Origin of the sequence: Mobilicoccus massiliensis (assembly GCF_000826525.2) — a bacterium.
GTDB classification, from domain to species: domain Bacteria; phylum Actinomycetota; class Actinomycetes; order Actinomycetales; family Dermatophilaceae; genus Mobilicoccus; species Mobilicoccus massiliensis.
Window position 1 is genome coordinate 123371 of record NZ_LN651328.1, and the last position, 13263, is coordinate 136633.

Here is a 13263-nt window from a genome sequence, read left to right on the forward strand (position 1 = left end):
TGCGTGTGTCCCGTTCCCACGAGGCCCGGAGGCCAAACCCTCAGGACGTGCGGTGCACCTTGTACGACGCGGCCTGCGCCACCGGCTTCACCGTGAGCTTGTCGACGTTGACGTGCGCCGGAAGGGAGACCACCCACCGGATGCACTCGGCCACGTCCTCCTCGGTGAGCGGGTTCTCGACGCCCTCGTACACCGCGGCGGCCTTCGCCTCGTCGCCGTCGAACCGCACGAGGGAGAACCCCTCGGACTCGACCATGCCCGGGGCGACGTCACAGATGCGGATGGGCTCGCCGTTGAGCTCGAGCCGCAACGCGTCGGAGGCGAACCGCTCGGCGGCCTTGACGCCGCAGTACCCGGCGCCGTTCTCGTAGGCCGCGTCTCCCGCGATGGAGGTGACGGTGACGACCGTGCCGCCCCCGTTCGCGCGGATCGCGGGCAGCAGCGCCTTGGTCACGGCCACGGTGCCGAGGACGTTGACCTCGTACATCTCACGCCACTTGTCGATCGCCGCGTCGGCGACCGGCTCGAGCCCGAACGCGCCGCCGGCGTTGTTGACGAGCACCGCCACGTCGTCACCTGCCTCCGCGGCGAGCCGTTCGACGTCCTCGGGCTTCGTCACGTCGCACGTGACCGCCACCCCGCCGAACTCCTGCGCGATCCCGGCGAGCTTCTCGCCGCGACGCGCGGCCAGCACCACGCGGTATCCGTCCCCCGCGAGGGCCCTCGCCGTCGCCTTGCCGATGCCGCTGCTCGCACCCGTCACCACTGCCGTTTTCGTCATGATCCGAGTATCGGGGTTACGTTGCGGGCGTGGACCTCCGACCCCTCCCCCTGACCGCCGACCCCACCGCGCAGCCCGGCGTCCTCGACCGCCTCGCCGACGCCGTGGCCGGCCGTGGCCCCCTGCTCCTCCCCCACGCGTCGGGTGAGGACACCGGACTCGCCGGCGAAGACGGCGCAGGTGAGACGGCGACACTCGACCGCGAGGCGGTGCCCGCGGGCGGTGGAATCGCGGTCGGGACCTCCGGGTCGACGGGCGCGGCCAAACGCGCGGTGCTTCCGGGGGACGCGCTCGTGGCCTCCGCGGACGCGACCCACGCCCGGCTCGGCGGGCCGGGGCAGTGGCTGCTCGCTCTCCCGGCGCACCACATCGCCGGGCTTCAGGTGCTTCTGCGGTCCCTTCGGGTCGATCAGACTCCGGCAGTCGTCCCGCCCGGATCGTTCACCCCCGAGGTGTTCGTCGCCGGTGTCGAGACGATGACCGCAACCCGGCGTTACGCCTCGCTCGTCCCCACCCAACTCGTGCGCATCCTCGACGACGACGCCGCCCGGCGTGCCGCCCGCTCGCTCGACGCGATCCTCGTCGGCGGCTCGCAGGTGCGCCCCGCCCTGCTCGAATCGGCGCACGCACACGGTCTTGCCGTCGTCGTCACCTACGGCATGAGCGAGACCGCGGGCGGCTGTGTCTACGACGGCGTGCCCCTCGACGGGGTCCACCTGCGCCTCGAGCGCGGTCGGGTCCATCTCGCCGGGGCCGTGCTGTCATCGGGCTACCTTGTGCGACGCCCCGAGAGCCCGTTCGTCGAACACGGAGGTCTGCGCTGGTTTCGCACCGGCGACATGGGCCACATCGACGAGGCCGGCCGGCTCGTCGTCGCCGGCCGCATCGACGACGTCGTCGTCAGCGGCGGCCTCAAGGTGTGGCCCGCAGAGGTCGAGCGCGCCCTCGCCGCGCATCTGCCGGGCGGATGCGACCTCGCGGTCGTCGGCGTCCCCGATCCGGAATGGGGACAACGCGTCGCGGTCGTCGTCGAGTACGGCGAGACCGCCCCGACTCCGAACCTGCTCACCGACCTCCTCGACGACGCCAAGCGCCTGCTGCCCGCACACGCCCGCCCCCGGCTCGCCCGCCTCGTGCGCGAAATCCCCCGGCTGGGGCCCGGTAAACCCGACCGCACCCGGCTCACCTCGATGCTCATGGAGATGGAGAGCGAATCGGAGTGGGATGATGAGTCCGTCACCGTCCACGAGGAGGGATGAGGGGTGCTCCGGGTCGTCGCCGCCGTCGCGTTGCTCGCGTTCACGGTCTACACGCTGATCGACTGCGTCCAGACCGAGGACTCGAAGGTCAAGGGGCTGCCCAAGCTCGTGTGGGTGTTCGTCATCCTGCTCTTCCCCCTGGCCGGAGGCGCCGTGTGGTGGATCGCGGGACGAGCGGACGGGTTGCCGTTCGCAGGCCCGCAGTCGCGGCCGCAGCGCGGACCGCAGGACCGGCCTCCTCGTCGCGGGCCCATCGGCCCCGACGACGACCCCGACTTTCTCGGCCGGCTCTGACCCGTGGCCACGTTCTCGCAGTGGGTCGACGGGGCCCGTCCTCGCACCCTGCCCGCGGCGCTCGCGCCCGTGTTCCTCGGCACCGCCTGCGCGTACGCCGTCGAGGCCGGACACCTCGGTCGTGCGCTGCTCGCGCTCGTCGTCGCCCTGGCGCTGCAGGTGGGCGTCAACTACGCCAACGACTACTCCGACGGCATCCGCGGCACCGACGACGACCGCAGCTCCGGCCCGGTCCGGCTCGTCGGGCAGCGGCTCGCCCCCGCCCGCCAGGTCAAGTTCGCCGCCTTCGCCGCGTTCGGGGTCGCCGCTCTTGCCGGTCTTGCGCTCGTGGCGTGGTCGGGGGCGTGGTGGCTGCTGCTCGTCGGCGCCGCCGCCGTCGTCGCCGCCTGGTACTACACGGGCGGACGCAAGCCGTACGGCTACCTCGGCCTGGGCGAGATCTTCGTCTTCGTCTTCTTCGGTCTCGTCGCCACGCTCGGCACGACGTACACCCAGGCGCACGTGACGACCCTCGCCTCGTGGGCCTCGGCCGTGGGCGTGGGCGCGCTCTCGTGCGCGATCCTCATGGCGAACAACCTGCGTGACATCCCCACCGACGGCCCGGCCGGCAAGAAGACCCTCGCCGTGCGTCTCGGCGACCGTCGCGCCCGGGCCGCCTACATCGCGCTCGTCGCGCTCGCGTTCGCGATGTGCCTCGTCGCGGCGGTCCAGCACCCGGGCGCTCTGCTCGGGCTCGCCGCGATCCCGCTCGCGATCCGACCCGTCCGCGACCTGCTGCGCGGCATCTCCGGCCGTGCGCTGGTCGCCGTCCTCGGAGCCACCGGCCGGCTCACCCTCGTCTACGCGCTCGTCCTCGGCATGGGGATCGTCCTCGTCACGGCGTGGTGACGCGAGGAGAGCGCACCGAGGCAGCCGGCGATTCCGGCCTTCGACATCCGGTCTTCGTCGCGCCTGTGTGCACGGCCGGAAACGCCGGCCGTCTCGGCGCTCGGGGGGCGTCAGCGGAAGGCGTCGTCCTCGACGTCCTCGTCGGTGAGGGTGCCGCGGGCCCGAGCGGCCTTGTCGGAGTCGTGCTGCCGACGCCGTTCGACGATCTCGGCGCTCATGCGGTCACGCATGCCACTGAGGGCGAACACCGAGATGAGCATCGAGACGGTGGCCGCGACGAGCAGCAACAGCAGGGGGTCCTTGAGGCCGACGAGCCAGAGGACGCCGAGCGTCGCGAGGAAGATGAGGATGCGCAGGAGCGAGTAGCGGACGGTGTTCGACATCAGAGCCCCGAGTAGGAGTGCAGACCGGAGAGGAAGAAGTTGACGACGGTGGTGTTGAGCAGGATCCCGACGTAGCCCGCGATCGCGATCCAGTTGGACGTGCGGCGCTTCCACCCGCTCGTCGCGCGGGCGTGGAGGTAGGCGGCGTAGAGCACCCAGATGACGAAGCTCCACACCTCCTTGGGATCCCAGCTCCAGTACGTGCCCCAGGCACGCTGGCCCCAGACGGCGCCGGCGATGATCGTGAACGTCCACAGCGGGAACGCGAGGACGTTGAGCGAGTAGGCGATCCGGTCCAGCCGTGCCGCGCTCGGAAACACGTCGAGCAACCCGGAGGCGCGGCCGCCGTCGGCGCGGCGCTGCTCCCGCCGCTCCTTGGCGAGCTGGACGAGCAGCACGAAGAACGCGACCGTGAAGATGCCGATCGAGATGATCGCGATCGGCACGTGGATGGCGATCCAGTAGCTCTGCAGCGCCGGTGCGAGCTCCGCCGCCGGCACGTACCACGCGACGAGCGCGAGGCCGAGCACCGAGAGCACCGGCACGACGACGAAGAGGCCCAGCCACCGCAACGGACGGCGCTGCGCGAGGACGAGGTACGTGAGCAGCGTAGCCGTGGCTCCGGCGACCGCGAACTCGAACAGGTTGGCCACCGGCGGGCGTGAGACCGCCAGCCCGCGCAGGGTGATCGAGGCGATGAGCAGCAGCCCGGCCAGCCAGCTCATCGTCAGCCCGACGCTGCCCGACGCGCCGCCCACCGCGCGGGAGGGTCCGTCGTGCGCGGGAGTCGTCGCCTCCGCACCGCCGGGACGTGTCTCATCAGCGCCCTGGTCCGAGACCCGACCGGTCATTGCGGCGCTCGTGCCACTCGGGCCGTCCCGGTCCGCGACGCCCGTGCCGCCCCGGGAGCTCGAGTCGTTCCCGGCCGCCGCGGCGACGAGCACCCGTGAACCGGTCGCGTCGTGGGACGTCGTCACCTCTCCCGCGGCCCGGCTCGCCCGCCCCGGCGCGAGCCGCGCGAGGTGGAGCGCGAACGCCACCATCGCAACGGTGAGCGCGGCCATCGCCCCGTAGAGCGCGTAGGTGGAGAGTTGGGCCATCTGCAGCGAGGTCATGAACGATCCGTTCGCGAGTCGGTCTGGTCGATGATAGTCGTGCCGGGCAGCCGTTCGGCGAGGTCGTCGGCGAGCTCCCGCAGCATTCCGGCGAGCCCGGCGTCCTCCCGACGCGCGAGACCGGCGAGGACGACCTCGGTCGGGCCTCCCGACGAGGGCTCGGCGGGCTGTGGGCCCCGCTCGACGCTGCGCGGTTCCTGGTTGCGCGAAACCCACCCCGGAATCGACGGCTGTCTCGGCGTCGGTTCGCCGTCACCGTCGGCGCCGGACCGTCGAGCACGGGCGAACACCCGCCGTCGCGGGATGACGAGAGAGGCGAGCAGGCCGGCGAGCATGGCCACCGACGACCACAGGGCGATGCCCTTGACGGGGTCGTAGCGCGTCGAGATGCCGGCCCACCGGTCGATCGAGGAGAACTCGACGCTGCCGCGACCACCGGGGAGCGTGACGACGTCGCCGGGTCTCATCTCCAGTCGCAGCGGAGCCCCCGAGGCCCCGGGTATCGGTTTCATCCCCCGCGTGTCGAGGCGGTACACCGACTGGGGCTCCGAGCTCGGGAACAGCTCGCCCTCGTACGCCGACAGCACGAGCAGCGGGTCGTTGAGCCCGGGAAAGCCGGAGCGGTACTCGACGGTGTCGCCGCCCCCACCCGAGCCGTCGCCGCCCTCGACGACCGCGGTCGGGAGGAACACCCCCGAGAAGCCGAGGTGGGCGGGCGTGGCGGCGGGGATCTTGACCGCGCCCGTCGAGCGGTAGTTGCCGTCGTCGGGCAGGAACGGCGTGGCCTGCCGGTAGAGGATCTGCCCCTTCGCGTCGCGCACCGTGAGCACGGGCGCGTAGCCGTTGCCGAGGAGGTAGACCTCGGCGCCGCGAAAGTGCAGCGGCGAGTTGACGGCGAGGGTCTCCTGGCGCGGGGCGCCGCCGGGTTCGTCGCGCACGGTCGTGTCCACGCGGAACTCCCGTGGCGCGCCGAGCTGACCGGTGCCGACCCGGTCCTCGAACCGGGCGACCATCGAGTCGAGGGTGACGACGAACGGCTGCATACGGGTGTCGTCGACGAGCGGGCCGCCGGAGAACGTGTGGTAGGCCGAGCGCGCGTTGGCGAAGCTCTCGCCGATGGGCACGATTCGGTCGCCCTTCCATCCGACGAGGTACCCCGCGGCGAGGCTGAGGATGACCGCGACGACCCCGTAGTGGAAGAGGAGGTTGCCGGCCTCGCGCAGGTAGCCGGTCTCGCCGGCGACCTCCCGCACTCCCGGCCGGGCGTCGCCTCCGGATGCCCGCAACCGGTAGCGCCGACGACGCAGCAGGCTGCGAAGTTCGCTCTCGACCTCCTCGGGAGTCGCCTGGGTCGCGAGCGTCACGCTCGTGCCGAGCCGCTCGGGGCGGCGGGGCACGGCGGGCGGCGGCGCGGTGAGCGTGCGCCGGTACTGGCTCGTGCGCGGCAGGATGCAGCCGACGAGTGAGATGACGAGCAGCAGGTAGATCGCCGAGAACCACGCCGAGGTGTAGACGTCGAACATCTGCAGGGCGTCGAGCACTCCCCCGACGACCGGCCGCTCGGAGATGAACTCGTCGACGGCGGAGACGTCGATCGTGCGCTGCGGGAACACCGATCCCGGGATCGCCGCCAGCGCGACGATGAGCAGCAGCACCAGCGCGGTGCGCATGCTCGTGAGCTGGCGCCACAGGAACCGCAGCCACCCCCGCACGCCGAGACGCGGGCCCCGCAGGCGGTCGTCGCCCCGCGTCGAACCCTGCTCCCGGCCGCCGGGCAGGGAGTCGAGACTCGTGGGTTCCGGCGTCGCCGCCCCCTGAGCGGATGTCGATCCGCCGGACGACCCCGGGCCGGTCGGACGATCGGACCGGCTCACAGCGGGGTCTCGAATCGGCTGACGAGGGCGGCCTGCACCCACGTGACGAGGACGGTCCATCCGCCGGTGACGAGCAGGATCCCGACGAGCAGGAGCAGCGCGCCCCCCGCGAGCTGCACGCCGCGGTGGTGTCGTCGCAGCCAGGCGGAGGTGGTCACGGCCCTGGACCAGCCGGCGGCGATGAGCAGGAACGGCATCCCCAGGCCCAGGCAGTAGGCGAGGCCGAGAGCCGCGCCGCGCGCGATGAGGCCGTCGTCGCCGCGGAGGTTGGTGGCGAGGGTGTAGATCATCGCCAGCGTCGGGCCCATGCACGGGGTCCAGCCGAGGGCGAAGACGACACCGAGCAGCGGGGCCCCGGCGAGACCCGCCGCCGGTCGCCACGACGGGGTCAGCGCGCGCTGGGAGCCCATCCGGCCGCCCACTCCGAGGAAGACGAGCGCGAGCACGATGACGAGGACTCCGCCGAGGCGCATGAGCAGGTCCCCGTACCGCGTGAGGAACGACCCGGCGTAGGCGACGAGCAGGATCCCGACCATGAACACCACGGAGAACCCGAGGACGAACAGCGCGGTGCCGAGCAGCACTCGGCCGCGCGGGCGGTCGGCGAGCGGTTGTTCGGTGGCGCCGGTGACGAACCCGAGGAACCCGGGCACGAGCGGCAGCACGCACGGCGAGGCGAACGAGACGAAGCCGGCCGCGAGCGCGACGAGGATCGCGAGCAGCAGGTTTCCGTCGGAGACGATCCGGGTGACGATCTCGGTGACGCCCATCGCGTCAGCCCTCGGCGAGGACGTCGTCGACGAGCCCGGTCACCGTCGGCGCGGTGGTCTCGCCGGTGATGCGCGCCGCGATGCGGCCCTGCTTGTCGAGGACGAGCGTCGCGGGCGGCGTCGACGCCTTGTCCTGGAGGGCGATGAGCGCGGCGCCGCCGTCGTCCTTGAGCGAGGGGTAGGTCGTGCCGACCCGCCGGAGGAACGCGAGCGCGTTCTCCGGGGTCTCACCGACGTCGACGCCCATGAACTCCACCGGCTTCTTCTCGGCTCGCAGGGTCGAATACGCCTTCTGCAGCTCGGGCATCTCGGCGACGCAGGGTGGGCACCACGACCCCCACACGTTGAGCACGACGATGCGGCCGCGATGGTCGGCGCTCGACCACTGTGCGCCGTCGAGTGTCGTGCCGGTGAGCTCGACCGGCTCCCCCCGCTGGTCGGCGGTGAGCTGCTCGATGCGGCCGTCGCCGCTGACGTAGGCGCGGTCTGCTCCGTCGCGGGCCTGGCCGGCCACGGTGTTGTCACCCGCCGTGCTCGTCGAGCACGCGGACAGGCCGAGGGCGCCCACGCACAGCGCGGCGGCCACGAGGCGGCGGGGGCGGAACGGTGAGGTACGGCGGGTCATAGGTCGGCGCAGGGCTCCACGTAGGTGAGCGAGGTGAGGTCCTTGCCGTGGTAGGCGAGCGTCGTGACCGAGGCGAGCGTGCACTCTCGACGGCGCGGGTCGTGCCACAGGCGCCGGCCCTCGACCGAGCTGCGCAGTGTCCACACCGGCAGTTCGTGTGAGACCAGGACGATCTCGTGCCCCGCGGCGAAGTCGCGGGCGGCCTCGACGGCGGCCGTCATGCGGCGCGCGACCGACTCGTACGACTCGCCCCACGACGGCAGGAACGGGTTGAGGAGCATCCCCCAGTACTTGGGGTGCAGCAGTTGCCGGGGGTTCGAGCCGATGGTGGAGCCCTCGAAGTGGTTGCCGGCCTCGATGAGCCGGGAGTCGGTGCGCACCTCCAGCCCGTGATCGCGCGCGGTGGGCGCGGCGGTCTCCTGGGCGCGCTCCATCGGGGAGGCGGTGACCGCGGCGAGGTCGGCCCCGTGGAAGTACTCGGCGAGTCGCTCGGCCATGCGTCGGCCCCGCGCCGACAGGTGGTAGCCGGGGAGCCGGCCGTAGAGGACGCGTCCGGGGTTCTCGACCTCGCCGTGGCGGACGAGGTGGACGAGCGTGCGGGTCATCCGGTCATCCTGGCACGGTTCTCTGAGGCCGCCCTGGCAGCGCCCGGCAACGCCTCGAGCACGTGCGAGACGGCGTCGTCGTCGTGCGAGGCGCCGACGAACCAGGCCTCGTACGCGCTCGGCGGCAGGTGCACGCCCGCGTCGAGCATGGCGTGGAAGAACGCGGAGAACGCGGGGATGTCCTGCGCCCGGGCGTCGTCGTAGTCGCGCACCGCACCGGTCTGCGCGGGCCGGCTGCCCTCGGAGACGAAGAAGACGCTGAACATGCTGCCGGCCCACTGCACGACGTGCGGCACGCCCTCGGCGGAGAGCGCGGCGGACGCCGCGTCGGCGATCGTGTGCGCGACCACGTCGAGACGTTCGTACACCTCGGGGGTGCAGCCGCGCAGGGTCGTGAGCCCGGCCGCCGTCGCGATCGGGTTACCCGAGAGCGTGCCGGCCTGATACACCGGGCCGAGCGGGGCGAGGTTGCCCATGACGTCGGCGCGGCCGCCGAATGCCGCGGCCGGGAACCCGCCGCCCATGACCTTGCCGAACGTGAACAGGTCGGGCGCGCCGCCCTCGTAGGGGCCTTCGAGCCCGTACCAGCCGGAGCGGCTGCAACGGAAGCCCGTCATGACCTCGTCGGAGATGAGCAGCGCTCCGTGGGCGGCGGTCACGCGACGCAGTGCCTCGGTGAACCCGGGAGCGGGCGGAACGACGCCCATGTTGCCGGGGCTGGCCTCGGTGATGAGGCAGGCGATCTCGTCGCCGTGCTCGGCGAACGCCTTCTCGAGCGCGTCGACGTCGTTGTACGGCAGGACGATCGTCTCCCCCGCCGCCGAGGTCGGCACCCCTGCCGAGTCGGGCAGCGCGAACGTCGCGACCCCGCTGCCCGCGTGGGCGAGGAGGGCGTCGACGTGGCCGTGGTAGCAACCGGCGAACTTGACGACCTTGCTGCGGCCGGTGAACCCACGCGCGAGACGCACGGCGCTCATCGTGGCCTCGGTGCCGCTGCTCACGAGCCGCACCTGCTCGACCGGCTCGACGCGCGCGACGATCTCCTCGGCGAGCGCCACCTCGTTCTCGCTGGGCGTGCCGAAGCTGAACCCGCGGGAGGCGGCATCCTGCACGGCGGCCATGACCTTGGGGTGGGCGTGGCCGAGGATCATCGGCCCCCAGGAGGCGATGAGGTCGACGTAGCGTAGGCCGTCGACGTCGGTGAGCCACGGCCCCTTCGCCTCGCGGATGAACCGCGGCGTGCCCCCGACGGCGCGGAACGCGCGCACCGGGCTGTTGACGCCACCGGGGGTGACCGCGAGGGCGCGGTCGAGGAGGCGGGCCGACTCGGCTACGGAGGTCGTCTCATCACTCATGCCGCCCATCCTCGCTCAGTGCGCCGGGGCGGGGGCATCGGGGTCCGGACCACCCGGGGCCGAGGTGTGTTCGGCCTGGATCCCGTCCCGGATCATCGCCATCGACTCTCCGAGCCGAAGGAACCGCTCCGCCCCCAGGTGCTCGATGAGGTGCCGGCGCACGCTCTCGACGTGCGAGGGCGCCACCTGCTCCACGAGTTCCAGCCCCGCGTCGGTGAGCCACAGTTCCACCCCGCGCCGGTCGTCGAAGGCGGGTCGGCGCTGCACGAGTCCACGCTTCTCCAGCCGGCTCGCCGTGTGCGTGAGGCGGCTGCGGGACTGCACCACCGAGTCGGCGAGGGCCGACATGCGCAGGTGCCGCTCCTCGGACTCCGAGAGCAGGGCGAGGATCTCGTACTCGCTGAGCTGCAGGCCGTGCTTCTGCACGTCGTCGTCCATCGCGTCGTCGAGTAGGCGCGACGCGGCGAGGTAGGCCCGCCAGGCGCGTTGCTCGTCCTCGGAGAACCAGGCGACGGAGTCGTGCGGCACTGCGGTGCCGGAGCCACGATCGTCGGGACCCTCTGCCGTCATGTCTCTCGCCGTTCCGGTCGCGTCACGCCTGCAGGCGGCGCGCCACCTCGAGTGCGTAGTAGGTGAGCACCGAGCCTGCGCCGGCGCGTCGGATCGAGGTGAGCGACTCGAGGACGACGCGGTCGCGGTCGATCCATCCGCGTTCGGCCGCGGCCTCGATCTGGGCGTACTCGCCGGAGACCTGGTAGGCGGAGGTCGGCACCCCCGCCTCGTGGGCCACCTCCGAGACCGCGCGCAGCACGTCCAGGTAGGGCAACGCCGGCTTGACCATGACGATGTCGGCACCCTCGGCGATGTCGAGACGCACCTCGCGCAGCGACTCCGAGAGGTTGCCCGGATCCTGCTGGTAGGTGGACCGGTCGCCCTCGAGCGTCGATTCGACGGCCTCGCGGAACGGGCCGTAGAAACCGGAGGCGTACTTGGCGGCGTAGGCGAGGATGACGACGTCGGCCCGGCCGTGGGCGTCGAGCGCGTCGCGGACGACCCCGACCTGCCCGTCCATCATTCCCGACAGCCCGAGCACGTGGGCGCCGGCGTCGGCCTGGGCCCGCGCCATCGACGCGTACCGCTCGAGGGTGGCGTCGTTGTCGACGACGGTCTCTCCGCGCGCACCGGTGGTGAGTACGCCGCAGTGGCCGTGATCGGTGAACTCGTCCAGGCAGAGGTCGGCCATGACGAGCGTGTCGTCGCCGACCGCCTCGCGCACGCGGGCCAGGGCGACGTTGAGGATGCCGTCGGGGTCGTCGGCGCCGCTGCCGATCGCGTCGCGGGTCTGCGGTACGCCGAAGAGCATGACCCCGCCGACACCCGCCGAGGCGGCCTGCCGCGCGGCCTCGACGAGGGAGTCCAGGGAGTGCTGCACGACTCCGGGCATCGAGACGATCGGCACCGGCGAGTCGGCGCCCTCCTTGACGAACAGCGGCCAGATGAGCTCGGCCGGGTGCAGCCGGGTCTCGGCGACGAGCGCGCGCATGGCCTGTGAGCTGCGCAGACGGCGCGGGCGTACCCGGCCGGCACCCTCGAGACCGACGACGCCGTCCTCGCGGGACGTGGTGGCCGCCCCGCCCGTCGTCGTCGGTCTCGTGCTCATCAGCGTGCCTTTCGTCGTCCGGCCGGGCGCTTGTCGCTCGGGCGTTGCACCGTCTCACCGGCCTCGATCGCGGCGGCCCGCAGTTGTCGGCCGTAGTCGGCGAGGCCGTCGACGAGGCTCGCCGAGGACGCCTCCTGCGCGAGCACCGAGACGGTGAGCCCGTGGTCCTCGGCCGTCTTGGCCGTGGCCGGGCCGATGCAGGCGACGACGGTCGTCGGGTGCGGCTTGCCGGCGATGCCGACGAGATTGCGCACCGTGGAGGAGGAGGTGAAGACCACCGCGTCGTAGGCGCCCTGCTTGATCGCGTCGCGCACCTCGACCGCGGGCGGTGCGGCCCGCACCGTGCGGTAGGCCGTGACGTCGTCGACCTCCCAGCCCATCTCCTGCAGGCCCGCGACCAGGGTGTCGGTGGCGATGTCGGCCCGCGGGAGGAAGACGCCGTTGATGGGGTCGAGCACCTCGTCGTACGGCGGCCACACCTCGAGCAGGCCCCTGGCCGACTGCTCGCCGGTGGGCACGAGGTCGGGCTCGAGGCCCATCTCGCGCAGCGCGTCGGCCGTCACGCCGCCGACCGCGGCGAGTTTGAGACCGGCGAACGCCCGCACGTCGAGCCCGATCTCCTCGAGCTTCTCGCGCACCGCGCGCACGGCGTTGACGGAGGTGAACCCCACCCACTCGTACCGGCCGGTGACCAGGCCCTTGATGGCCCGCTGCATCTGCTGAGGAGTACGCGGCGCCTCGACGCTGATCGTCGGCACCGTCTCGCCCCGAGCGCCGTACTCGGCGAGGCGGTCGATGGTGGGACCCGCCTGATCCTTGGTGCGGGGCACGAGCACGCGCCAGCCGAAGAGCGGCTTGGTCTCGTACCAGGACAGCTCGTCGCGCAGGGCCACGGTGGCGCCGACGAGGGCGACGTCGGGCGTGAGGCCGCCCGCGCGCAACAGGGCGGGCGCCTCGGCGAGCGTGGTCGTCGTCGTGCGCTGTTCGGTGGTCGTGCCGTTCTCGGTGATCGCGACGGGCGTCTGCGGGTCGCGCCCGGCCGCCTCGAGGCGCTCGAGACCGTCGGCGAGCTGGTCGGCGTCACCGAGTACGACGACGGTGGTCGTGGGCGCGGTCCCACCGGCCCAGTCGGCCGTGGCCGCCCCGGCGTCGACGATGTGGACCGAGCCGGACTCACGGGAGGTCAGCGGGATGCCCGCGTACGCGGCGATGCCGGCCGACGTGCTCACGCCAGGGACGATCTCGGTGAGGTGGCCGGCCTTGTGGCAGGCGGCGAGCTCGGCCGCGAGTCCGTGGAACGCCGTCGGGTCGCCGGTCATGAGGCGTACGAGCAGCCCGCTGCCGCCCGGTGTCGTGTCGTCGCCCTCGGCCTCCTTGGCGACCTGCGTCGCGGCGCGGGCGACGATCTTGGCCCACGACGCCTGGGTGAGGGTGCTGGCCCGGTCACCGTCGGTGGTCTCGATGATGCGCACCCCGGGGCGGCCGTACTGGCGTGCGAGGTCCTCGGCGGCGGGGTCGTCGACGACGACGGCGTCGGCAGCGGCGAGAAGTTCGGCGGCGCGCACCGTCAACAGCGAGTGATCGCCGGGCCCGGCGCCGACGAAAGCGACACGGGCCGAGGGCATGGCGATGCCGTCGGGCGTGCGGCTGGGGG

The 13263-nt window shown here is 72.6% G+C and carries 14 protein-coding genes; 3 read left to right on the forward strand and 11 right to left on the reverse strand.

The genetic code is table 11. From position 1 onward, the window contains the following. Window positions 1–40: 40 nt before the first annotated feature. Window positions 41–781, reverse strand: coding sequence for an SDR family NAD(P)-dependent oxidoreductase (locus BN1197_RS06585; RefSeq protein WP_040157492.1), 741 nt, complete (start codon window positions 779–781; stop codon window positions 41–43). 29 nt (window positions 782–810) lie between these two features. Here BN1197_RS06585 and menE point away from each other — a divergent pair, with 29 nt between their 5' ends. From menE to BN1197_RS06600, 3 genes are read left to right on the forward strand one after another with little or no spacing between them, the layout of a single operon-like run. Then, window positions 811–2040: an o-succinylbenzoate--CoA ligase gene (gene menE / locus BN1197_RS06590; RefSeq protein ID WP_052466126.1), complete on the forward strand. Its 1230-nt coding sequence runs from the start codon at window positions 811–813 to the stop codon at window positions 2038–2040. A 3-nt stretch (window positions 2041–2043) separates the two neighbouring features. Then, window positions 2044–2334 (forward strand): PLD nuclease N-terminal domain-containing protein, encoded by a 291-nt coding sequence (locus tag BN1197_RS06595; RefSeq protein WP_040157495.1) that lies wholly within the window; start codon window positions 2044–2046, stop codon window positions 2332–2334. A 3-nt stretch (window positions 2335–2337) separates the two neighbouring features. Further along, window positions 2338–3222 carry a 1,4-dihydroxy-2-naphthoate polyprenyltransferase gene (locus BN1197_RS06600; protein WP_040157498.1) on the forward strand — a complete coding sequence of 295 codons (885 nt, stop codon included), beginning with the start codon at window positions 2338–2340 and terminating at the stop codon, window positions 3220–3222. 110 nt (window positions 3223–3332) lie between these two features. On the opposite strand, the gene BN1197_RS06605 is transcribed toward BN1197_RS06600, so the two are convergent. From BN1197_RS06605 to BN1197_RS06650, 10 genes are all read right to left on the reverse strand, one after another. Beyond that, window positions 3333–3605, reverse strand: coding sequence for a DUF4229 domain-containing protein (locus BN1197_RS06605; protein ID WP_052466127.1), 273 nt, complete (start codon window positions 3603–3605; stop codon window positions 3333–3335). Continuing rightward, complete coding sequence (gene ccsB / locus BN1197_RS06610) at window positions 3605–4720, reverse strand: c-type cytochrome biogenesis protein CcsB (protein ID WP_040157501.1); 1116 nt, start codon at window positions 4718–4720, stop codon at window positions 3605–3607. Before ccsB ends, BN1197_RS06605 begins: the two co-directional genes overlap by 1 nt. Then, window positions 4717–6432, reverse strand: a complete 1716-nt coding sequence (gene resB / locus BN1197_RS06615; protein ID WP_217991164.1) for a cytochrome c biogenesis protein ResB — start codon at window positions 6430–6432, stop codon at window positions 4717–4719. The genes ccsB and resB overlap by 4 nt, the downstream gene beginning before the upstream one ends. Before the next feature lie 158 nt (window positions 6433–6590). After that, window positions 6591–7364 carry a cytochrome c biogenesis CcdA family protein gene (locus tag BN1197_RS06620; RefSeq protein WP_040157504.1) on the reverse strand — a complete coding sequence of 258 codons (774 nt, stop codon included), beginning with the start codon at window positions 7362–7364 and terminating at the stop codon, window positions 6591–6593. Window positions 7365–7368: 4 nt separating this feature from the next. Continuing rightward, window positions 7369–7989, reverse strand: a complete 621-nt coding sequence (locus BN1197_RS06625) for a TlpA family protein disulfide reductase (RefSeq protein WP_040157507.1) — start codon at window positions 7987–7989, stop codon at window positions 7369–7371. Continuing rightward, the gene (locus tag BN1197_RS06630; RefSeq protein WP_040157510.1) at window positions 7986–8594 is read right to left on the reverse strand and encodes a histidine phosphatase family protein; all 609 of its coding nucleotides are present in this window, start codon (window positions 8592–8594) and stop codon (window positions 7986–7988) included. Before BN1197_RS06630 ends, BN1197_RS06625 begins: the two co-directional genes overlap by 4 nt. Then, window positions 8591–9949: a glutamate-1-semialdehyde 2,1-aminomutase gene (gene hemL, locus BN1197_RS06635; protein WP_040157512.1), complete on the reverse strand. Its 1359-nt coding sequence runs from the start codon at window positions 9947–9949 to the stop codon at window positions 8591–8593. The genes BN1197_RS06630 and hemL overlap by 4 nt, the downstream gene beginning before the upstream one ends. 15 nt (window positions 9950–9964) lie before the next feature. Continuing rightward, the gene (locus tag BN1197_RS06640) at window positions 9965–10519 is read right to left on the reverse strand and encodes a MarR family winged helix-turn-helix transcriptional regulator (RefSeq protein WP_082043695.1); all 555 of its coding nucleotides are present in this window, start codon (window positions 10517–10519) and stop codon (window positions 9965–9967) included. A 22-nt stretch (window positions 10520–10541) separates the two neighbouring features. After that, window positions 10542–11609: a porphobilinogen synthase gene (hemB, locus tag BN1197_RS06645; RefSeq protein WP_082043696.1), complete on the reverse strand. Its 1068-nt coding sequence runs from the start codon at window positions 11607–11609 to the stop codon at window positions 10542–10544. Then, window positions 11609–13234, reverse strand: a complete 1626-nt coding sequence (locus tag BN1197_RS06650) for a bifunctional uroporphyrinogen-III C-methyltransferase/uroporphyrinogen-III synthase (RefSeq protein WP_052466213.1) — start codon at window positions 13232–13234, stop codon at window positions 11609–11611. The genes hemB and BN1197_RS06650 overlap by 1 nt, the downstream gene beginning before the upstream one ends. Window positions 13235–13263: the final 29 nt, after the last annotated feature.

Coding starts and splice junctions, on each gene's coding strand:
- ccsB (WP_040157501.1), bottom strand. CDS start 4,720: ATGACCTCGCTGCAGATGGCCCAACTCTCCACCTACGCGCTCTACGGG.
- BN1197_RS06650 (WP_052466213.1), bottom strand. CDS start 13,234: ATGCCCTCGGCCCGTGTCGCTTTCGTCGGCGCCGGGCCCGGCGATCAC.
- BN1197_RS06585 (WP_040157492.1), bottom strand. CDS start 781: ATGACGAAAACGGCAGTGGTGACGGGTGCGAGCAGCGGCATCGGCAAG.
- BN1197_RS06640 (WP_082043695.1), bottom strand. CDS start 10,519: ATGACGGCAGAGGGTCCCGACGATCGTGGCTCCGGCACCGCAGTGCCG.
- BN1197_RS06605 (WP_052466127.1), bottom strand. CDS start 3,605: ATGTCGAACACCGTCCGCTACTCGCTCCTGCGCATCCTCATCTTCCTC.
- BN1197_RS06625 (WP_040157507.1), bottom strand. CDS start 7,989: ATGACCCGCCGTACCTCACCGTTCCGCCCCCGCCGCCTCGTGGCCGCC.
- hemL (WP_040157512.1), bottom strand. CDS start 9,949: ATGAGTGATGAGACGACCTCCGTAGCCGAGTCGGCCCGCCTCCTCGAC.
- BN1197_RS06630 (WP_040157510.1), bottom strand. CDS start 8,594: ATGACCCGCACGCTCGTCCACCTCGTCCGCCACGGCGAGGTCGAGAAC.
- BN1197_RS06620 (WP_040157504.1), bottom strand. CDS start 7,364: ATGGGCGTCACCGAGATCGTCACCCGGATCGTCTCCGACGGAAACCTG.
- hemB (WP_082043696.1), bottom strand. CDS start 11,609: ATGAGCACGAGACCGACGACGACGGGCGGGGCGGCCACCACGTCCCGC.